At 56.8% G+C, this 19,487-nt stretch carries 18 protein-coding genes and 1 tRNA gene; 6 read left to right on the top strand and 13 right to left on the bottom strand.

Going from position 1 to position 19,487, the window contains the following annotated elements:
* Positions 1-167 precede the first annotated feature (167 nt).
* The 4 genes from FGF54_RS17710 to FGF54_RS17695 all read left to right on the top strand — a co-directional run bounded on the left by FGF54_RS17710 (position 168) and on the right by FGF54_RS17695 (position 5,588).
* Entirely contained in the window at positions 168-1,403 is a 1,236-nt protein-coding gene (locus FGF54_RS17710) for a glycosyltransferase family 4 protein (RefSeq protein ID WP_142780600.1), read from the top strand.
* Positions 1,404-1,555: 152 nt separating this feature from the next.
* A complete protein-coding gene (locus FGF54_RS17705) occupies positions 1,556-3,040 on the top strand; it encodes a lipopolysaccharide biosynthesis protein (RefSeq protein WP_142780599.1) in 1,485 nt (494 codons plus the stop codon).
* Positions 3,028-4,353: a polysaccharide pyruvyl transferase family protein gene (locus FGF54_RS17700; RefSeq protein ID WP_142781564.1), complete on the top strand. Its 1,326-nt coding sequence runs from the start codon at positions 3,028-3,030 to the stop codon at positions 4,351-4,353. Before FGF54_RS17705 ends, FGF54_RS17700 begins: the two co-directional genes overlap by 13 nt.
* 8 nt (positions 4,354-4,361) lie before the next feature.
* On the top strand, positions 4,362-5,588 hold the full coding sequence (locus FGF54_RS17695) for a glycosyltransferase family 4 protein (RefSeq protein WP_142780598.1): 1,227 nt from the start codon (positions 4,362-4,364) through the stop codon (positions 5,586-5,588).
* An 82-nt stretch (positions 5,589-5,670) separates the two neighbouring features.
* On the opposite strand, the gene FGF54_RS17690 is transcribed toward FGF54_RS17695, so the two are convergent.
* From FGF54_RS17690 to FGF54_RS17670, 5 genes are all read right to left on the bottom strand, one after another.
* On the bottom strand, positions 5,671-5,994 hold the full coding sequence (locus tag FGF54_RS17690; RefSeq protein ID WP_142780597.1) for a BrnA antitoxin family protein: 324 nt from the start codon (positions 5,992-5,994) through the stop codon (positions 5,671-5,673).
* A complete protein-coding gene (locus tag FGF54_RS17685; protein WP_142780596.1) occupies positions 5,985-6,239 on the bottom strand; it encodes a BrnT family toxin in 255 nt (84 codons plus the stop codon). Before FGF54_RS17685 ends, FGF54_RS17690 begins: the two co-directional genes overlap by 10 nt.
* Before the next feature lie 63 nt (positions 6,240-6,302).
* On the bottom strand, positions 6,303-7,094 hold the full coding sequence (locus FGF54_RS17680) for a metallophosphoesterase family protein (RefSeq protein WP_142780595.1): 792 nt from the start codon (positions 7,092-7,094) through the stop codon (positions 6,303-6,305).
* Between the two features lie 262 nt (positions 7,095-7,356).
* Positions 7,357-7,962 carry a transglutaminase-like cysteine peptidase gene (locus FGF54_RS17675; protein ID WP_142780594.1) on the bottom strand — a complete coding sequence of 202 codons (606 nt, stop codon included), beginning with the start codon at positions 7,960-7,962 and terminating at the stop codon, positions 7,357-7,359.
* 146 nt (positions 7,963-8,108) lie between these two features.
* Positions 8,109-8,408 carry a hypothetical protein gene (locus FGF54_RS17670; protein ID WP_142780593.1) on the bottom strand — a complete coding sequence of 100 codons (300 nt, stop codon included), beginning with the start codon at positions 8,406-8,408 and terminating at the stop codon, positions 8,109-8,111.
* A gap of 348 nt (positions 8,409-8,756) precedes the next feature.
* Here FGF54_RS17670 and FGF54_RS17665 point away from each other — a divergent pair, with 348 nt between their 5' ends.
* Positions 8,757-9,314, top strand: a complete 558-nt coding sequence (locus FGF54_RS17665; RefSeq protein ID WP_003585610.1) for an HNH endonuclease — start codon at positions 8,757-8,759, stop codon at positions 9,312-9,314.
* A 30-nt stretch (positions 9,315-9,344) separates the two neighbouring features.
* Here FGF54_RS17665 and FGF54_RS17660 read toward each other — a convergent pair whose 3' ends face one another.
* The 4 genes from FGF54_RS17660 to FGF54_RS17645 all read right to left on the bottom strand — a co-directional run bounded on the left by FGF54_RS17660 (position 9,345) and on the right by FGF54_RS17645 (position 13,479).
* On the bottom strand, positions 9,345-9,860 hold the full coding sequence (locus FGF54_RS17660; RefSeq protein ID WP_142780592.1) for a disulfide bond formation protein B: 516 nt from the start codon (positions 9,858-9,860) through the stop codon (positions 9,345-9,347).
* Positions 9,861-10,511: 651 nt separating this feature from the next.
* On the bottom strand, positions 10,512-12,053 hold the full coding sequence (locus tag FGF54_RS17655; RefSeq protein ID WP_142780591.1) for a lipopolysaccharide assembly protein LapB: 1,542 nt from the start codon (positions 12,051-12,053) through the stop codon (positions 10,512-10,514).
* Positions 12,054-12,142: 89 nt separating this feature from the next.
* The gene (locus tag FGF54_RS17650) at positions 12,143-13,027 is read right to left on the bottom strand and encodes a toll/interleukin-1 receptor domain-containing protein (RefSeq protein ID WP_142780590.1); all 885 of its coding nucleotides are present in this window, start codon (positions 13,025-13,027) and stop codon (positions 12,143-12,145) included.
* Between the two features lie 367 nt (positions 13,028-13,394).
* Positions 13,395-13,479 (bottom strand) — tRNA-Leu (locus tag FGF54_RS17645).
* 295 nt (positions 13,480-13,774) lie between these two features.
* Between FGF54_RS17645 and uppQ the strand changes: the two genes are divergently transcribed.
* Positions 13,775-14,410: a polysaccharide biosynthesis GNAT family N-acetyltransferase UppQ gene (uppQ, locus tag FGF54_RS17640; protein WP_142780589.1), complete on the top strand. Its 636-nt coding sequence runs from the start codon at positions 13,775-13,777 to the stop codon at positions 14,408-14,410.
* A gap of 54 nt (positions 14,411-14,464) precedes the next feature.
* Here uppQ and FGF54_RS17635 read toward each other — a convergent pair whose 3' ends face one another.
* The 4 genes from FGF54_RS17635 to FGF54_RS17620 form a co-directional block, all read right to left on the bottom strand.
* Positions 14,465-15,736: a GNAT family N-acetyltransferase gene (locus FGF54_RS17635; RefSeq protein WP_059753593.1), complete on the bottom strand. Its 1,272-nt coding sequence runs from the start codon at positions 15,734-15,736 to the stop codon at positions 14,465-14,467.
* Between the two features lie 8 nt (positions 15,737-15,744).
* Entirely contained in the window at positions 15,745-17,160 is a 1,416-nt protein-coding gene (gene uppV, locus FGF54_RS17630) for a Wzx-type polysaccharide biosynthesis protein UppV (protein ID WP_142780588.1), read from the bottom strand.
* A gap of 57 nt (positions 17,161-17,217) precedes the next feature.
* Positions 17,218-18,420, bottom strand: a complete 1,203-nt coding sequence (gene mdoC / locus FGF54_RS17625) for a glucans biosynthesis protein MdoC (RefSeq protein ID WP_142780587.1) — start codon at positions 18,418-18,420, stop codon at positions 17,218-17,220.
* 81 nt (positions 18,421-18,501) lie between these two features.
* The gene (locus FGF54_RS17620) at positions 18,502-19,395 is read right to left on the bottom strand and encodes a DMT family transporter (RefSeq protein ID WP_142780586.1); all 894 of its coding nucleotides are present in this window, start codon (positions 19,393-19,395) and stop codon (positions 18,502-18,504) included.
* Between the last annotated feature and the right edge of the window lie 92 nt (positions 19,396-19,487).

The raw sequence follows: 19,487 nt of genomic DNA, 5'->3' as shown, positions 1-19,487 counted from the left end.
GTGCTTTTTGAAAAGTAGATTTTGGTAATTCATATTTTCAAACATTAGTTCTGCTCCGGCTCTTTTATTTTTGCAGATGTCTCACTGGTCTCCTGGAATGAAGGGAGACGAACGAGCCCGGGATGGACGCCATAGATTTTCGATGAAGGAAAACAGAGCGTATCCGCATGAGAATTCTCCATCTTAGCAGCCTTTATCCGCCGCATATCGTTGGTGGATGCGAACGCTCGGTCGAACACCTCGCCGAGGAACTCGTTTCCATGGGACATACGGTCGGCGCCGCCTGTATCGAGCGGCAGGCCGAACCGAAAACCATGCGCAACGGCGTCACCGTTTACCGCATGTTCCATAATAACGATTTCTGGCTCGAGGACTGGCCGCAATATTCGCCGCAGCAGCGGCGCATGCAGAAGCTCAAGCAGCAGTGGAATTTCGACGTCGAAAAGCAGTTCGAAGCCGTTCTCGACGATTTCAAGCCCGACGTTCTCAACACCCACTCGCTTCTGGATGTGACGACGCTGGTGTGGCGGGCGGCGAATAAGCGCGGCATTCCGATCGTTCACACGATCTGCGAATATGATCTCCTGTGCGGCAACGCCGCCATGTTCAAGGGTGGCAAGCCCTGCGAGCACATCCATCTCGGCTGCCAGGCGGTGAATTTCACCAAGAAATTCACCCAGCGTTATATCGGCGCTGTCGCAAGCGTCGGCACGGAAATCCTCAAGACGCATGTCAATCACGGGCTTTTCCACCACATTCCGGAAAGCCTGCGCCGCGTTATCTTTTATTCCTGCACGGTTCCGGAGGGCGATCCCGTTGCCCGCCGGCAGATCGACCGCTCTGGCCGGCCGCTGACATTCGGTTATATCGGCCGTATCAATACGGAAAAAGGCGTCGGCAACATGGTCGATGCCTTCAAGGAAATCGGCCACGGCAACTGGCGCTGTCTGGTCGCCGGCCATGCGATGGATGATTCGATCGAACGTTTCACGGCTCAGGCCGGCGATCTGCCGATCGAATTCGTCGGCTGGGCGAAACCGAAGGAGTTTCTCGAAGAGATCGACGTGCTCATCGTTCCTTCCTTCTGGGCGGAGCCTTCGCCACGCACGATCTACGAAGCCTATGCCATGGGCGTGCCGGTCATCGGCGCAGCCTCCGGCGGCATTCCGGAGCTGATCGGCGAGACCAACCATGACTGGCTGTTCGAACCGGGCAACGCCACCGACCTTGCCGCCCGTATCCGCCGGGTGCTGACGCTCTCGCGCGAAGAATTGCCGACGGAAGCGGATTTCGGAAACATCGTCGAGGAATCCACCTCGCGTCGGGTCGGCGAAAATTATGTGAAACTCTATGAGGACGTCCTGACGCGCTACAGGCAAAGCCGAACCCTGCGTGCATCTTAACCGGCAACGGACCCGGTCCGTTGAAGCGGTTTTCTTCGAAGGAGAGAGCATATGGTGGGAAGCAATAAGGGCAGCCTCCGCTTTCACGGCCTGGGCGTCGAGGTCGCTGCGCATGTTGCGTCAACGCGGCCGGCTTTACGGGTGGTGAATTGATGTCCGAAGCTACGTCGATAGGCAATGCTGCCCTGAAAGGCGTGTTCTGGTCCATCGTCCAGAACTGGGGCGGCAAGCTTTTCACCTCCATTCTCTTCATCGTTCTGGCCCGTTTCCTCAGCCCTACGGATTACGGCATGGTCGCCACCGCCGGGCTGGTGCTGATGCTGATCCAGATGGTGTCGGAGTTCGGATTCGCAGATGCGATCGTGCAGAAACGCAACCTGGAACCCGGCGACGTCAATCTGCCATTTTATGCCTCGGTTGCCGTCGCGACGCTGCTGGCTATTGCCGTCTGCGTGTTTTCACCGGAACTGGAACGCTGGTTCGAGGTCGAAGGGCTGGCGCCGGTCATCGTGGCTATCTGCATATTGCTGCCGCTGAACACGGCATCGATGTTTCAGGAGGTGAATTATCGCCGCGCACTGGCTTTCAAGCCGCTGGCAATCAGAACCTTCATATCGAACATCGTCGGCGGCGGCGTGGCGATTGTTTTCGCGATCATGGGCATGGGCGTCTGGAGCCTCGTCGTGCAGACCTATGTCGCCACCCTAGTCACGCTGATCTGGCTCTGGCGAAAACCGCACTGGCTGCCGGGCACCACTCTCAACCCCGGCACCTTCGTCGAACTGCTTCGCTTCGGTTCGTCGGCGCTCGGCCTTCGCATTGTCGATTTCGCGGCCACGCGCCTGATCGATTTCATGATCCTCGGACATTACGGGGTCGCGCTCTTCGGCCTCTACACCGTCGGCAGCAGGCTCTATCAACTTCTGATGCAGTTGCTTCAGGCAGCGCTCTATGATGTCTCGCTGACTGTGCTTTCGCGCATATCGCACGAACGGGAACGAATGGCGGCGCTCTACAAGCAGTCGATCACCATGTCGGCGATCTTCTCGACACCGGTCTTCGTGCTGGCCGCGGCATTGGCGCCAGAAATCTGCAACGTCCTGTTCGGTGCGCGATGGCAGGGTGCCGATGGGGTGGCGCAACCGCTGCTCCTGCTCGGCGCGCTGCAATGCGTTCAGTTTCAAAACGCGCCTTTCCTTTCCGCGCGCGGCAAGCCGAACAAGGTGCTGATTGCCGGAAGCATCAAGGCGATTTCCACGATCCTGCTGATCCTGCTGGTTCCAACGGACAGCATCAGGGAGATCGTCATTGTTTATGCGGTCGGACAGCTGACCTCCACGCCCTTCACATTTTTCTTCATCGCTCGCGAGCTTGGCATCGGGCTGTGGCGAATATTCCTCCTGCTTCTGCCGAGCTTCGCCTCCAGCGGATTCTGCTTCCTGCTCGTCCAATGGATGCGTCCAGAGGTCAAGCTGCTGGGCGCCGGGGATTTCATATCCGGCGTCATGCTCGGCTGCATTTTCGGCGCGGCCTATCTTCTGCTTCTGGTGCTCACCGCGCGGAACGAGGCCCGGTCGGCCATCGCGCTCGTCATGGGCAAAATCATTTCCCGAAAGGAAAGCAAATGCGCAAGCTGATAAAAAAAATACTGCCGGCGCCGCTGCGCCAGAGAGCGGTGAAATATATCGAGCGGCGCAACCGGGATATCGCCTTCCGGCAACTCTTTGACGATCTGCAGGAATTGAAGGCAGGCATGAAACCCGCGGCTGCCGGCGGTCCGTTAAGCCGGCTTTTGATCGTGGCTGGCGACCCCATCACCCTTTTCGGTTCGTTGGGCGATGACGCCATGATTACCGCGACGCTGCAACATGCGCGTGCGAGCAATCCTGATGTCGAGATAGACATCCTTGTCGATGGGATGGATCACGCTGATTCCGCTTATCAGAGGGGCTTCGTTCCCGTCGATATCTTTGGCAAGCCCGATTTCATAAAAGCCCTGGCGCAGCAGTTTGAAACAAGAAAATACGACTGTGTCGTCGTTGTCGGCGCCGATGTCATGGATGGATATTACCACCCGTTGGTCAGCGCGAAACTTCTCGCAAGCGCGGATCTCGCCGCCGCTGCCGGAATAAGGAACGTCATTCTCGGTTTCAGTTTCAATGAAACGCCGCATGCCCCTCTGGCAATGTTCTATCGTTCCCTTCATCCGGAATGCTCGCTCAAGGTGCGCGACGTAATCTCGCTTGAGCGTCTGCAATCCTTCGCGAAGACGAATGCGGCGCTCGTCTCCGATTCCGCGTTCAGTCTCGTTCCATCGGAACCTGACGAGGACACGCGTTCATGGATCGCGCGAAAGCGGACCGAGGGATACAGGGTCATGGGTTTCAACCTGCATCCAATGCTGTTCAAAAATGCCGACCGCGCGCAGACCGAGGCAGTCATCAGGCATGCGGCGGAAGCACTGCAATTTGCAACCGATGCGCGGCCGGTGTGCTGGCTGCTTATCCCGCATGATTACCGCGACAATGTCGGCGATCAGGCCTATCTGAAAGCCATAACCGAATTGGTCCCGGGATCGCGAGCCGACAGGGTCCGATATCTCGACGGAAAATGGTCGGCGCCTGTTTTGAAAGGGATCGCAGGCCAGCTTGATGGTCTCGTCAGCGGCCGCATGCATCTTGCCATCGCCGCACTGGGGAAAGGCGTTCCCGCGATATGCATCGCCTATCAGGGTAAGTTTGAAGGGCTTTATCGGCATTTTGGCCTGTCTGCAGCCAATCTGCTTTCGCCGGCCGCATTCCACACTCAAGACGGAATAAAGAAGGCTCTGGTGGAATTTATCGATCAATCCGACGAGATTCGTGAACGGGTCGGGAAAAGGCTGCCGGATATTCTTGCGATGTCCAAGAGCAATTTTCAGGTGTTCGAGACCTTCTCGGCACAGGCCTGAGTTCGTTCATGAAAGTCGCTTTCGTCTCGGCATTTCCGGTCGTTCCCGCCAATGAAGGTGCGCGAAGCAGGATTCTCCAGCTCGCGCGCGCCGTGCGCAGCCTCGGTCACGAGGTGCATTTCGTTCACGTCGCGGGTACGATTGCCGCCGATTTCGATCGGGAGGGGCATGAGGCGGAATTCGGGCCTGATCATCTGCACCTTGTTTCCCGGCATGCAGGCGGCTTGTGGAGCAGGCTTGCCGGCGACGTCGGTTTCGACCTTAGTTTGACGGCGTTTCGAGCCGTCCGAAAGGTCCACCGGTTATTTGGCCGCGACAGCGGTTTTTATAATTACCTCGACGAGTTCTATTATCCCGAAATCGGCCGGCAGGTTCGGGACCTTCAGCGCCGGCTTGGCATCGATGCCGTCATTGTCGAATATGCCTTTCATTCGCGGGCGTTCCTGGGGTTGCCGAAGGCTGTGCTGCGCATTCTCGACACCCATGATTCCTTCGCGGATCGACACAAGGCTTTCGTCAATACCGCGAACAAATATGGATACTGGTTCTCCGTTCCGCCGGCCGTGGAGAGCAGGGCTTTCCGCCGTGCGGATGTGGTTGTCGCCATTCAGGAGGAAGAGGAGCGGACGTTCAGGAAGCGGCTGGGGGCAGAGCCGCCGGTTGTTGCGACCGTCAGCCATATTCTCGATCTCGGTGGAAGAGTGGAAGACTTAACACCGAGCGACTTCTTGTTCCTCGGTTCCGGCAACGACGCCAATATCATTTCCCTGAAGGGGTTCCTGCAAAATGTCATGCCGCTGGTCAGGGCGGCCCGGCCGGATATTCGTCTGGTTCTGGCGGGTGGCATATGCGGCAAGATCGAAGACGGGGAGGGCATTCTCAAGCTCGGTCGCGTGGATAATCTGAAGGACGCCTTCGCGCGCGCGCCACTCTCCATCAATCCCATCACGCTCGGAACAGGCATCAATATAAAATTGCTCGATGCCCTGGCTGCCGGTGTTCCGACAATCAGCACCCGGACAGGTGTGAGGGGGCTTTCGGAACGATACCGGCGCGGCGTGGTCATTGTGGAGGATAATGACCATCGGGCTTTCGCCGACGCGATCCTGCAGCTCGCCTCCAGCCGCGATCAGCGGCAGGAACTGGGAAACAGGGCGTTTGAGGACGCCGTTGAATGGAATCGCCAGCAAATGGCGGTCCTCGATGATATTCTGAGCGGCAGGCAGGCTGGTTGAAACCAGACCTTGATGCCGCTTTCGAGCCTTCTCTCGGACGTGCGGTCTAATGCGGGCAGGGTGGCTTTGGGCGTTCGAGTGGTCAGGGAAGACCTGATAGCTTTCTCAGGTCGCTATTGATGCGTGACTGCCAGCCTTTGCCCATGGCTTTGTAGTGCTCCACTAAATCAGGATCGAGACGGATCGTAACCGGCGTTTTCGGTGCATCCGCCCTTGGCCTGCCACGGCGCGCAATTTCCCGATCAATGCTCTTGGCAAGGTCAGGGAAAACCGCCCCGAACGGTTTGGCTTGCGCCATCTCTTTATCGGTGGCTTCGGGGGCGTCCGGATCGGACGCTATCATTTTCTGAATCTCCGCTTCTTCCTTATTGGTAAGCGGGCGTTTCGAAGAAAATTTTAAGGGCATGAGAGCCTCCTTTCCTTGGTGCTGGCTGGCCGCATGGAAATGACGGACAGGGCCTGCGAACCTAGCGGGCTGAACACCACCGCAATGATGATGCGACCCTGAAGCTCACCTATCGCCATAAAGCGGTCTTCCTTGGCGGGAAGAACGATAGAGCCTACAAAGAACTCTATCGTCAGATCGGCAAAATCGAGGCCATGCTTCTCGATATTCGTTAGCCGCTTCGTTTCGTCATAAGTGATTTTCATATTTTGTACGTACAATAAATTGGCGACATATGCAAGATTTTTGTAAGTACAAAAATTCCTAGGTTAGCCTATCAGGTGCAAGCCCGCATCCGAAAGCCTGAGAACGGTAAGCCTGCCCGTGGTGAATGCACCCGTGTCGATGCCGATCCGTTGCGGGCCGGTTTCCGGCTCGGTTACCGGCGTGTGGCCGTGGATGACGACGAGATCCAGCCCGGCCCCTTGTGACAGGAACGGCTCCCTGATCCAGAGCATGTCCTTATCCGTCTGCGTCTCCAGCGGCAATCCCGGTCTCAAGCCGGCATGCACGAAAATATAGGGTCCTATCCGGGCGTAGATCGGCAGGCTGGATAAAAGCTGGCGGTGGGTCTGCGGAATTGCGCCGAGCAGGGCGTCCCTGAATGGCTGCAGTCTCAGGCGGCCCTTTTGCAGGAAATAGTCGATATCGACGCCGTAGGATAAAAGCGTCTGGCGGCCACCGAAGTCCAGCCAGTGCATATTCTGCTGCGGATTTTCGAGAAAATCATGGAAGAGCTGCTCGTGGTTGCCGCAAAGCGCAATACGGCGCAGCGGCGCGGGCGGCGGCTGCAGCAAATGTTCGAGAACGCCACGGGAATCGCGCCCGCGATCGACATAGTCGCCGAGGAGAACGACCAGCGCAGGAGAAGGGTCGGGTCCCAGATCGGCAAGGATTTTCCGCTCCGCCTGCAACAGCAGGTCGAGGCTGCCATGCACGTCGCCAATCGCATAGATCGGGAAGGAGGCCGGCTTGTCGCCAAGGTCAATTCTGCGCCGCCTCCGGTCGTCGCGGGAGGCTGGTTGTTTACGACCGCGAATCCAGTTGAGCACCTTGGGCATAGCTGCCGATACTGTCTCTCCCGCACAAGGTCAAGAGCGTTGAAGGCGGCTGTCGCATCACCCGCCAAAGCTGCGTTGACGCACCGCTTGGCCATCCCTAGAAACCCGCCGGATGAAGCGGCGAAGGGCGGTTTCTGCAAAGCAGGACGCGTCGATTCTGCGAGGAAAGAATACCCGCTTTGAGGGTCGAAAGATACGTTGCCTTAAACCGGCAATCGAATGCCTGCCGTCCGAAAGGGCGGCTTCAGCCTGAAACCGTGTTCTAGAGTTTCAGCCAGACACGCGGGTCCTCGTGCGACTGAATCTTGATCCATTTCAGATCCACCGCTTTCCATGGCTTGACGACATTGGTGCGGTTATCCAGCACCAGATCGCCCTGGCTGGTGCTGACGACCAGAACGGCATGTCCTATGCCATCCGTCGTGCGGGCTGTGGCGATGCGCAGGGCGCCCGAAGGCCAGCCGGCGCGCAGGAGGCGTTGCCGCTTGGTCACCGCAAAATCTTCGCAGTCGCCGCTTGCCGGGTTCAGCTTCCAGTCGTCTTCGCCGTCCTGTTCGCTGGCATAGATTATCGAGGTGTTGATCTCGGCGTTGATGCGCTGGAGTTCCGTGCGCTTCTGCTTGCTCAGTTCCACCATATCGCGGTCGCCAATCCGGAGGCACTGGTCGGCGGCGCTTTCGCAGAATTTCGCAAAGGCAATGGGTGCGATGGTGGGACGGCTCGTGGTCATGAACTGGCCGGGCCGCGAGGCGCCGGGCTTCTGGGCAAGGCCACCGAGCTGGACGGCCGATGCCGTTGTCGCAACGCTTGCCGCCACGCCGGCAGCGACGGCAAAAATCTTTGCCAGACGGATTGTTCTCTTCGCCATGTCCTTGCCCCTGCACAATTGTCTTGTCTTATGCCTGGCACCATAGCGCCCCATTCTTGCGGGCCGTTTAAGTCGATAGATTGCATTTTAACGAAATCTAATTTTGTGACAGCGCGCTGAAAACAGCCGGAAAGCCGGGCTCGCGCTCACCTGCAGCGGGTTCTGCCCTCGGTGTCGACAATACAGGTTTGCTGCGGGACAGCCCGCCTGAGTTCACGCCGGGTCTCGGGGGAGGCGCGGCTTGCCGGCGGCCGGTCGTAATTCCGGTAAACTTCGAAATTGCGCCCGCCGATCGTTCCCTGCGCCCCGCTGCGGCCATCCGGCGTCACTTCTAAATTCTGATACTGCTGGGCATGGGCGCCCATGGAGAGGCAGATCATGGCGGTCAGGACGCCGGCCGCCAGGCCGCCCCGCAATGCTGCCGCTTGCTGCCTGCCCAACCTCATGACCGTTCCTCCATTGACGAAATGATGAATGCCGCCGCCGCATATTTGCCATGCCCGGCGCGCATTGATTTTCCAGTCGTCCGTCGGGGGTAATCATATCACCGATATTGCATCCGGTGTGAGAAGGATTTGTGCCTGGCAAAGGCCCGAATCGCCTTTCTGCCGCATCGGCCAGCGGTGTCACAACGCCAAGAGGTGTCACCGTGCCGTTCGATCGCCAGGAATGCGAAAAAGGCCATTCTACGGCTCAAAAATTAAGCTCTTCGCCGCTGCATTTATAGGCTTCACAATCCTGTAACAACGGACCTAATATACAAGTGCAGATGCCGAATCGCTCAGGAGAAGCCCTTGACGATTGCAGTTTCACCACAGGCCCTGCCGGCGCTCGTTCTGAACGCAGACTACAGGCCACTGAGTTATTATCCCTTGTCGTTATGGTCCTGGCAGGACGCGATCAAGGCCGTCTTTCTAGACCGTGTGAACATCATTGCAGAATATGATCACGCGGTGTCGTCCCCCAGCTTTTCCATGCGGCTGCCGAGCGTCGTCAGCCTCAAGACCTATGTGCAGCCCACCCGCAATCCCGCCTTTACCCGCTTCAACGTTTTCCTTCGGGACAAGTTCGAATGCCAGTATTGCGGCACGCGGGACGAATTGACCTTCGACCATGTGATTCCCCGCGCGCATGGCGGTGAAACCACCTGGCACAATGTCGTTGCGGCGTGCTCTCCCTGCAACCTTAAAAAAGGCAGCAAGCTTCCCAAGCAGGCGGGCATGTTCCCGGCGCAGAAGCCCTTCCAGCCGACGGTTCAGGATCTGCACAATAACGGGCGGCTGTTCCCGCCCAATTATCTGCACGAAAGCTGGATGGACTATCTTTACTGGGATACCGAGCTGCAGCCCTGATCTTTCGAGGACTGCAACGCGGTTTTCCGCTTACCGGCTTTTACGGCTCGCGCCAAAAAAGGCGACTGCCGCAAGTGCAACGCTTGCGATGACATTCCAGCCCGCGAAGGAAAGGCCGAGCACCCGCAAAGCGGCGTCGTTGCAGGAAGGCGCCTTGATGGCGTTCAGATTGCCCAGCAGATCGCCGGCATTGGTGGTGATGGAAGGCGCCCCGGTGGCGCAGGTGATCGGCCCTTCCCAGAAACCCCATTCCACACCGGCATGATAAACGCCGAGCCCGGCGCCGATCAGCATCGCCACGCCGATAAGGGCAAACAGCAGCCGGGTGATCTGAACCGGCAATTTGAAGATGCTGGTCGCAATGGCCAATATGCCCAGCGGAATGGCGTAATAATAGGGATCGCGCTGCAGCAGGCACAGCGCGCAGGGCGTATAACCGCCGATATGCTGGAAACCGAGGGCGGAGCCGACGGTGAAGATCATTCCCGCCGTAACGCCGAGAGCGGCGAGCGTGCGGCTATTGTCGGCGGTGGTCGCATTGGCCATGTTGTTTTCCTCAAACTTCGCGAAGAAGCAGATATCCCGGACGGGCTTTCAAAAAGGCGGGCGTGATGGCGAAATTAAGTCGCCGGTCCTCACGGGGTGTAACGGGATTCGTCTAATCGAGTCCGCCGCATCTGGCAAATGAAAGCCCGGTAATACTCGGGAGCGCGCAAGCAAAGTTTCGTGAGGTTGTTGGCAGGCGGTAGGCCATTGAGGAGTTCAATGCGACGTGGTGGGCAAAGTGAGGAAAACAATGCGGTTCGGAAATGGTACTCCAAGCTGGGCCGCTGATTTTTCGCGAAAGCAGTGGTCTATTCAGTTCTTGGACTTCGCAGCTTTCCGCGCAGTCGCTATACTTTTTTGAAATATATCCAACGGCTGCCGCGCCACTAGTTGTAGCAATAGTGCGCTCAAGATGCCTTCGATGACCGGATGAAGAGCTTGTGAGCTTCGCGACGTGGCGTGTGAAAATGCTGTGAGCTAAGAGGACCTAAGCTGCAGAGAAAAAAGAACAACTTGAAAACCCTCAGATACCAAATCTAAATCGGCAACTCAAAAGTGTTCATGATTTTGGTCTCCATCTTGCGAACACAGTTTTTAGGAGTGGCACCCACATTTTGGCCGCCGACAAATCAGCGGCCTGCGATGCAGCACTTACCTAGGCTTCTGGTTAACGAATGCCTCGGCCATATCAATCTCTTTCAATGCCTTTACGCGATCCGCCTCACTGAAACAAATGTCGTCCTTGTAGATATCCCGAGCATCTTTAAACTGCCTTGTCTCGACTAGGTACTCGGACTTCAAAATTAACACCTGTCGTCTATGGGCTTTGTTCTCTGCTTGCCCGTGTCGAGACGTCATAAACTCAAGATTTTGTATTTCATCCTTGGCCGCCGGCTTGTTGCCTTTTTTTAGCAGGATTCTTGCGTTGAGAAGCTTGGGTTCGAATAGGTAAGGAGTACGATGCATCGCCTCTTTTATGAAGGTGTGCGCCGTATCAGGATTTCCGTAAAGAAGCTCAATCTCCGCTTTCCGAGTGTGTGAGAATGACTTTTGCTCTTCATCGTCCAACGCCGATAATCGGCTTAAAAGTTCTTCAACCTCGATGTTTCCGACGCATCTCGCACCAAGTGACCGCACCAGAGAACTGATCAATATATCAATGGTAAAAAGATTATTAGTGGCTTTTTCATAAGCTTTGCGAGCGTACTTCTCAGCGCCAACATCGTCACCTGTGATAAGGCAAATCGACGCAAGCTCTCGGGAGGTGGAGCGATCATTGTCATTCAACTGATACGAATCCTTGAATAGAGCTTCGGCTTCAAAAACACGCCCCTGAAGTCGTTCGTTAAATCCTTTTAGGAAGAGTATGTTGGATCTTGACCAATCATCTTTTGCAACAGCTTTCAGCTTCGCTATTCCTTCCTCAAAATCCTCCTGTTTATTGAGTCTAGCTGCAGAAAGGCAAAGCAATCGACATGCGGCCATAAACCCTTGCGCAGACAACCTAGAGCGATCCTTTACGGCGTCCTGTGAAAGCCTTAGGCTATCTTTCCAATTCGCAGCGTCATAGTATCGACGGGCTAACCAAACGCGATGGGAAGGCAGTAACAATGCATTGGCGATAGGCCCCATTTCCGTTCCAGCTTCCAGAACCGCCATTATCGCTGCGTCTGCCAAAGATACTGGAACGCTGCCGTCGTCCATTGCGATCGTCAGCGACTTCGCCAGACGGCCCACCATCTCGCTGCGCTCGGCAGGACTAATTTTGATTCTTGGATCGCGTTCAACTGCAACACGAAGAGGTGGTGAGATTGAGAAACGGTCATCAGAGAATCGGAGCAAATGTTGGTCTACTAGGAGCTGAATCGACGAGGACGCATCTGTAGCACTTATTCCCAACGCATTGACCAGCGACCCAAAGTCAAGCTCAGGAGCGAATAGCAAAGCTGATAGAATTTTTATCTCAGTATCCGTCAGTGTGATTGTCCGCAAATATCCTGATGTCTGTTTATGTTTCCAAGCTTGGAAACTTGATGTGTCTGACAAGAATGCGTCCACGCCAATCTCTGATACTCGGTCTTTCATCTCGTAAATATTGTAGGGGTGAAAATCGGCGATTTCGATCAGCTGATCAAGTTGTCCAGGGGTAGGAGAAACGTTACTTGAACGCATCGCCCACGAAGTAAGTCGCATTGTGTCCTCTCTTGTGAGAGCGCCGACGGATAGATACGCAACGTCTTTCGATCTTCGTCGCAAATTTCGAGGTGACATTCGCGGCGAGATTAGAACAAGGGGGGGTGTGGGTAATCCTGAACATAGTCCATTATCTGCTCGAACTCGGAAGACAATGCGCCGCTTTCGTGCAGTAGCCCTCCGACATCATTAGCAAAAACAACGATGTTGTTCTCAAGCATACCGTTGATTTCCGCCGCAATTGCTTGAGCCTTCTCAGAATCGCTTTTTTGGGAGAATTCTGTCGCTCGACTAATGAATTCACGAATGTCGAGAGATGGATTTAAAGCAGCCACGACTTGGCGATATATTTCATCAAATCCCGCATACTGCTCGATATCTAATATGGGATATGATCTAAGCACTTGGGGATATTGTCGCGCAAGAAACTGTTCAGCGATTGATCGTCTTCCAACGCCGCTGTTGCCAGACAAAAAGAATGCTTTCACCTTAGGTTTACTGAAGTCTAGAACCTGCGCTTCTAACTCTTTAAGCTCATGCTCTCGACCGATGAAAGGATGTCCGAGTTTGTCAGATAGCTTACTCGCTGATATAAGCTTGCCATTGATAATGTGTGCAGCTGTTTCGGGAGAAGGCGGTTGCCGTATTGCATTAAAAAATTTTGCGTCAGCAGAAAGCTTTTCAAAAGAAAAATTATCGAGGCAAATAGTAAGAAAATTATTTATCTTTCCGGCCCCAACGAGTTCCAAAGCTAAGCTTTGCTCAAACTCTACGTATTTCGAGAGAGCTGCATTGTTTGACATAAATAAACAGAAAAGATCGACTCTCTTTAATGCAGATATTATCTCTGCAATGTTCATCTCTCCTTTTTCGAACGTAAGGGAGTCAAGCTCGAAAGTCCCGGGGCGTAATAACTTTGCCACTCGTTCCACGTAACCTTTATCGGCCGACGAATGAGACAAAAAAGCTTTCATATGACTCACATCCTAGTAATGTTAGATCTTGCTCACCTTCTACTATAGCGTTCCATCAACAATTTCAAATTGAATAAGCGAATTGATGCAATTAGCCAACGAGCAGCGGCGATCATCGCAATGGCTGCTTATTCGCTCAAATACAGTAAATAAGCTCCATGGCGACTGAAGCGCGATCTATTCGCTAGACCGGCGGCTCGCCAGAAAGTGCTCACGAAGAGCGTCGTCAAACTTATGGATCAGGCTGCAGACGACAGTGACGATTGACTAAAAGCAGAACAAAAGTGTCCAACTTTTACAGGAAGTGTGAGCTACTTGGATACTTCCGGCCGGAAAACCTAAGAAAATCAACGTGATTTTTAGGTAATGGTACCCCAAGCCGGGATCGAACCAGCACTCCTTTCGGAACCGCATTTTGAGTGCGGCGCGTCTACCAATTCCGCCATTGGGGCAACGGTGGTAATGCCACGGCGTCTATCATGGTCAAGGCCATGCGTGCAACCCCAAAGCTGACTTATCCTTTTGAATTGCGCGTGTTTGCGCGCGCGGTTTTCCGTCTTTGCCGGGCCGCCGATCAAAATGTTGCGGAGGGTGGCTGTGCCGGATCGCGACACCTGCAGTTGCGGCATTAGGGTAATATTAGGTACCTCTAATAAATTAGAATATACGCAATTACTATTTGAATTATGATGTCAGGGTGGAGTTTCCACGCGGGGCGGGAATGGCCAAACTCATAGGGAGGAAATTATGAGGGCTTTTTCTCGCAATTTATTACTGTCCGCCTGCCTGATCCTGCCGATCAACGCCCATGCGCTGGATATCGGGATCGGTGGCGAGAATGGGGTTAACGCCAGTGTTGGCGACAATGGCAGCGGCGGGCTCGGGGTCGATGCCTCCGTTGGCGGCAGCAGTGGCGTTAACGCCAGTGCGGATGTCGGCGGTCGGAGCGGCGGCGGGCTGGGTGCGGATGTCAACGCATCGGTTGGCGGCAGCAATGGGGTCAATGCGGATGTCAATGCATCCGTCGGCGGTTCCAGTGGCGTCAATGCGGGCGTGAACGCTTCCGTTGGCGGTTCGGACGGCATCAATGCCAATGTCGGAGCCAATGTGGGCGGCTCGAGCGGTGTCGGTCTCGGCGTCGGCGTCGGTATCGGCGGCTCCGGTTCGACCGGAACGCCCGGAAATCCCGGCGGCAGCACCACCAGTCCCGGCGGCTCGGGCACGGTGTCTCCCGGCGCGATGCGCAATGCCCTGCAAGCCTATAACGATATGTCGCGAACCGAGCAGATCAAGCTCGCCCGTCGTTGTGTCGATATTCTGGGCGGCGGATACGATGCGGCGCTGACGCAATTGTGCAAGATGATCCGGACGGCCTCGCGCTGAAGCAGGCTTTGCCCGTGTCAGAAACTTCGAAGGGCGCCACCGGCGCCCTTCGGATCAATTGCCCTTGCGTCCGAAGGACAGGATCTTCTGCCGCAGGCTGCGGGCGAGGTTGCGGGTGTTGCGGTACATGTCCACCTGCGTGGAAACCTGCCGCACGTCCCGGTCGCTGTTCTGCGCAAGCCCGACGACCAGCGTGCCCATTTCCTGCCGTTCCTGCCAGAAACGGCTCATGATCGGATGATCGGGCACGGCGCAGCTGTCGCTGCGCAGAATATTGGCGTCATCCAGATGCCAGTCGGTCAGTTTCTGCACCAGCAGCTTGCCGGGAGAAAATTGCGCATAGCTCTCGTCGAAAGCGGTCTTCCACGTATAGGCCTCGCCCGCCGTGATGAAGACGACCATGGAGGCGATGGCGCTGCCATTGAGATCGATGGTGTGGATACGCACCGCATCCGCTTCGGCCAGATTGGTGATCGCCTCGCGGGCGAAGGCGGCGCGATAACGGTCGTTGACCAGCGCGGTGCGTTTGCGGCCTTTCCAGCCGCTCGCCTCCAGCGCCAGAAACTCCTCCATGCGGTAACGCACGTCCGCTGGCTGCCGGGTAACGGTATAGGAGAGGGGCCCAAGTTTTTCGAGCTGACGCCACTGCCTGTTCATTTCGCGCAAATGGTGCGGCGCAAGGGCGTTTCGCAGATAGGCCTTGCCATCGAGAAGGCTTTCCAGCATCGGCCGGTAATAATTGCCCGTCGTCGTCACCGGCAGGTTGCGGCTGAGCGCGATGGCTTTGAACATGCGGGCAAACGGCCCTTCCAGCCGAACATCCGGCAGAACCAGAACATTCGGCAGACGCATGTTGCTGTCGGAAAGCGCATCGAAAAGATTGTCGAGGGTTTCGGCGGCGCCTTCGGTGTCGACCAGCGGCGTGCCGAGCGGCCCGAATGGATTGGCCCAGACGCGAATGATGGAGGGACCGATGGAAAAGCCCGGCTTTTCCACGGTGAAGGGCATCAGGAAGCGCATGCGGCTTCTGGCGCCATTCTCGTCGCGAATGAGAGCGAAGCGCACAGACTTGTCCTCGATGCGCGGCATGGCGGGCGCGAGAAGCCTTCCGGTGAAGAAGACATTCGCCTCCATGACGCGGTTGGACAGAAAGTCGAGTTCTTCCTGCATGTCATAACCGAGCTGACCCGGATAGATGCAGAATTCCCGGCCATCGCGGCCCACGCGTCGGCTGCTGTCGGCCACGGGGCGGTCACGCTCCGCAGACGCCATCAGTGCCGCGATGCGCGGGTCCTGAAAATCCGGATTCTTTGGATCGCTGGACATGCTTATCGTTACACCGCCTTCCCAGTGTTTTGACCCGCCCGGGGATCGTTGAAGGCAAAAAGGACGATCCCGAGTGTGCGGCGAATGGCAATATGCAATAGCACAGCTTCTATGCACATGGCTATCGCCACCGCTGCCGCGGCCCCTGCCAGACCATAGACCGGAATGAGCGCCATGTTGAGTGCAATGTTGCAACCGAAGATAATAATATAAAGGACGACGCACAATTTTTGTTTGCCGGCCATGTTCAGCAATGTTTCCCCCGGGCCGATCAGCGCCTTGGCGAGGAAACCGGCGAAAAGGAAGAACATCAGCTCATAGCCCTGAACGAAGCCGGGACCGAACAGCGACAGCAGGAACGGGCCGGCCAGAAGGACCACGCTGCCGACGCCGAGTGACGGCCAGAAGGCCCAGCGCGAGGCCTGGCTGGCGAAACCGGCAAGCCCCTGCCGGTCATTGGCCGACATCAGGGCGGCCAGGCGCGGGGCGGCGGCCGCCTGCACCGAGAAAAACACGAATTGCATCAGCACGATGGTCTTTGCCGCGGCAAAATAGATGCCCACCTGATCCGGCGGCAAATAAAGCCCGACGATCACCACATCGGAATTGGTCATCAAAAAACCGATGCCGTCGATCAGGAACATCGGGAAGGCGAACCTTATCCAGTGGCGGAAATGCACCCTGCGGACCGTGCTGCGGAAATGCCGGTTGAGCCGGCGGTTCATGAAGGCGAAATGGAAAAGCGTGGTGACATAGGTGGCAAGAAGGGCCGTCAGCATGGCCGTCGTTGCGGTTTTTTCCGCGCCGAGACCGATTGCCACCAGCATGAACAGCAGGATCAGCACCGGGCGAACGATATAGGTGGGGCTGAGTGCGGAGACCGCCCAGCCATTGGCGCGCGCGGTGCCGTTCAGCACATCGCCCAGCGCCACCATCGGCAGGGTGAAAAGCGCCAGCGAAACGGGAATGAGATAATAGGAGGCGATGCGCTCGCCGAAGAAATACAGGAAAACGAAACCGAAAATCGCAAGCGCGCTGGCGGAAAACATGGCGAAAACACGCGCCGTCGAGGTCAGCCCCATGATCTTGTCATGGGCATCCTCCAGACGATAGCCGGGTAAAAAGCGGATGACGGTGGTGTGAAAACCGAGACAGGAAAGATTGCCGAACAGGATCACCAGAACCCAGACGAAGGCGAACAGGCCATATTCGAATTCACCCATCAGGCGGGCAAGGATGATCTGGGAAATGAAGGCGATACCGGCGCTGACGATGCGCACCGCAAACGCAACCAGCGCCATGCGCTGCGCGCGGGAGACCTCATCCCCGCCGGAAAGAACAACGGCGACTTTCGCTACCAGCGGCGAAAGCTTCGCGCGCAGGCCTGCGGGTAAGGCTTTTTCCGCCGTGTTGAGGATAGCCATGATCCACACGCCATCATTTCCAGTTGAATAGGCGAGCCGATCATACGCGCTTCATCCTTAACGAAGGGTTTGGGACGCGCCGGCCTGTGTGCCAATATCGTCCGCCACGCGTGGCTTGCGGATGCCGTTGAACAGGAAAAGGGCGAGCGGGCTGAGGCGTATCGCCTGATGCAGCATATAGGCCGTCGCCGTGGTGGCTGCGACGATGATGGTAAATTCCAGGATGGGTGGCAGCGCAATGAGGATGAACAGCGTTCCGAACCCATAGATCAGCGGATGGTGAAACAGGTAGATGGTGAAGGACGCATCCGTCATGCGTCTGGCAAGCCGGTTCGGCCTGTCGAAATATCGGCAGGCGAGGTCTATCAACAGACGGCTTGCCGCCACCGCCGCAATTGCCGACACCAGCACCAGCAGGGCCGAATTCGAAAAGGGATATTGCAGGCGCAGGGTCACCGCCGTCGCGATGGCGCCGGCCGCGATGACGCCGGTGAGAAGGCCCGTCTGGCGAAAGCGGTGAAAGAGGGCGCGGTCACGGTGCAGCAGCGCGCCAATGAGGAAAAATGGCAGGTAACGCGCATAGGGATCGGAAGCGCGTTCATAGAGAAAAAAGAGGCCGCTTCCGCTCTTTGCTGCAAGCTGGCCGGATCCGTAGATCGTCAATTCCCACACAACAGGTATGAGGCAGAGCATTGCGAAAAACAGGGAGGTATGCCCCTGCCGCAGGCTGCCGAACCAATCTCTCACATAGGCTACTGGCGGACGTTCCAAGAGAAACAGCAGGCCGGCAAGCAGGATCGAATAGAAGATAAGGGCCGGCAGGAACCATAGATGCATGATCCACTGTTCGCTCGGGCGCAGCAGGCCGGGCAGGCTCTCAAGCAGCCGGTCGGCTGGGATATCGCCTTTGGCGACGCCGGCCAGTTGCAGCAGGAAAAGCTGTGATGGCCCGAGCAGAAGGACCGCGACGATAAAGGGCATGCCGAGGCGCAGGAAACGCTGTCTCAGCCAGCGCATCTTGCCCTTCTTGCCGATGACCATGGTGGAAAAATAGCCGGCCACCAGAAAAAATGCCGGCATGCGGAAGGTGACGAGTGCGGCACCCAGCGCGCTCAGAAGCGGGCTGGTGTCGAAATCCTTGATGTCCCATGGCAGGGCGTAGCTGTAGAGGAGGGAGGCGTGATAGGGAATGCCAAGCAGCATGAGGAGCGCCCTTAGCGGGTCCCAGTAGTGCTCGTAGTCTGATTTGCCCGGTTGCATTTTTCCCTCGCGCCGCAGGCGCGATCCCGTGTGATCGGCAATGACCAGCACGACTATTGGTGGAAAACGCTAATAAACCCTTCACGCCCCGGAGGGTGTGGGCGGAGCCTTTTTTCTCGGCATGAGATCGAGGACCAGCGCACAGCCCAGAATGATGATGCCGGCGCCGAAAAGCTGGGGAAGCGAAAGCGGCTCATCCAGCACCAGCGCGCCGACGAGGACCGCAACGACGGTCACGGCGAATTCCACGCTGATCGCCCTGGTTGCGCCGATCGAGGAGACAAGCTTGAAATAGGTGATGTAGGTGAGGCCGCTCATGACCACCGCCTGCACCAGAAGATAACCGTAATCGATGAGATCAGGCGTTCTCGGCAATGGGACCGCGAAGAGAAGCGGCAGGGTCATCAGGCCGCCTGTCAGGAATGAGCCTATGGTGATTTCCCAGGAACCCACGCCCTTCAGGTGGCGGCTGGCAAAATTGCTGCCATAGGCCGCGCAGATGCACGCGGCGACAGCGGCGGCGCAGCCGATGATAAAACCGGTTGTAACGGGAACGGCGGGAAAGCCGACAAGCAGGACGATGCCGGCAAGACCGATGACGAGACCGGCAATGCCCTGACGCGTCAGACGCTCAATACCCCAGACCTGCGCGATGAGCATGGAAAAGAGCGGGATGGTGGCCACCAATATGGCGGCCATGGCGGTGCCGACCAGCGGCGTCGCATAGGAGAGGCCGATCAACTGTCCCGCGACCGTTGTTGCGCCGACGACCGCGAAGGCGCGCCAGCTCGCGGAAAATGCAAGCTTTCGGCGCGCCGCAATCGCGATCAAAAACAGGGTGACGGCGGTGACCAGCGAACGGAGCGTGACCGCGCCGATCCAGCCGAAGGCCTCGACGACATGCAAAAGCAGCAGGAAGGACATTCCCCACGCGAGTGCGAGAAAAACATAAGCGGCAAAGTCGCGAGGGGCCATGAAAGCTTTTTCCGGAAGACGATCCGGCTCCCATATTGGAAATTGCCGATATCCGTCAACAGCGATCGAGGGGTGCAACGAAAATCGCCCGC

Source organism: Agrobacterium sp. T29, assembly GCF_006970545.1.
Taxonomy (GTDB): Bacteria; Pseudomonadota; Alphaproteobacteria; order Rhizobiales; family Rhizobiaceae; genus Agrobacterium; species Agrobacterium leguminum.
Note: the sequence above shows the minus strand (reverse complement) of the source record. Positions and strands in the feature narration are given on the sequence as shown.

Bases quoted from the DNA above. Each gene is read 5' to 3' on its own strand.
- FGF54_RS17710 (WP_142780600.1), top strand. From the start codon at position 168: ATGAGAATTCTCCATCTTAGCAGCCTTTATCCGCCGCATATCGTTGGT.
- FGF54_RS17705 (WP_142780599.1), top strand. From the start codon at position 1,556: ATGTCCGAAGCTACGTCGATAGGCAATGCTGCCCTGAAAGGCGTGTTC.
- FGF54_RS17700 (WP_142781564.1), top strand. From the start codon at position 3,028: ATGCGCAAGCTGATAAAAAAAATACTGCCGGCGCCGCTGCGCCAGAGA.
- FGF54_RS17695 (WP_142780598.1), top strand. From the start codon at position 4,362: ATGAAAGTCGCTTTCGTCTCGGCATTTCCGGTCGTTCCCGCCAATGAA.
- FGF54_RS17690 (WP_142780597.1), bottom strand. From the start codon at position 5,994: ATGCCCTTAAAATTTTCTTCGAAACGCCCGCTTACCAATAAGGAAGAA.
- FGF54_RS17685 (WP_142780596.1), bottom strand. From the start codon at position 6,239: ATGAAAATCACTTATGACGAAACGAAGCGGCTAACGAATATCGAGAAG.
- FGF54_RS17680 (WP_142780595.1), bottom strand. From the start codon at position 7,094: ATGCCCAAGGTGCTCAACTGGATTCGCGGTCGTAAACAACCAGCCTCC.
- FGF54_RS17675 (WP_142780594.1), bottom strand. From the start codon at position 7,962: ATGGCGAAGAGAACAATCCGTCTGGCAAAGATTTTTGCCGTCGCTGCC.
- FGF54_RS17670 (WP_142780593.1), bottom strand. From the start codon at position 8,408: ATGAGGTTGGGCAGGCAGCAAGCGGCAGCATTGCGGGGCGGCCTGGCG.
- FGF54_RS17660 (WP_142780592.1), bottom strand. From the start codon at position 9,860: ATGGCCAATGCGACCACCGCCGACAATAGCCGCACGCTCGCCGCTCTC.
- FGF54_RS17655 (WP_142780591.1), bottom strand. From the start codon at position 12,053: ATGCGACTTACTTCGTGGGCGATGCGTTCAAGTAACGTTTCTCCTACC.
- FGF54_RS17650 (WP_142780590.1), bottom strand. From the start codon at position 13,027: ATGAAAGCTTTTTTGTCTCATTCGTCGGCCGATAAAGGTTACGTGGAA.
- uppQ (WP_142780589.1), top strand. From the start codon at position 13,775: ATGAGGGCTTTTTCTCGCAATTTATTACTGTCCGCCTGCCTGATCCTG.
- FGF54_RS17635 (WP_059753593.1), bottom strand. From the start codon at position 15,736: ATGTCCAGCGATCCAAAGAATCCGGATTTTCAGGACCCGCGCATCGCG.
- uppV (WP_142780588.1), bottom strand. From the start codon at position 17,160: ATGGCTATCCTCAACACGGCGGAAAAAGCCTTACCCGCAGGCCTGCGC.
- mdoC (WP_142780587.1), bottom strand. From the start codon at position 18,420: ATGCAACCGGGCAAATCAGACTACGAGCACTACTGGGACCCGCTAAGG.
- FGF54_RS17620 (WP_142780586.1), bottom strand. From the start codon at position 19,395: ATGGCCCCTCGCGACTTTGCCGCTTATGTTTTTCTCGCACTCGCGTGG.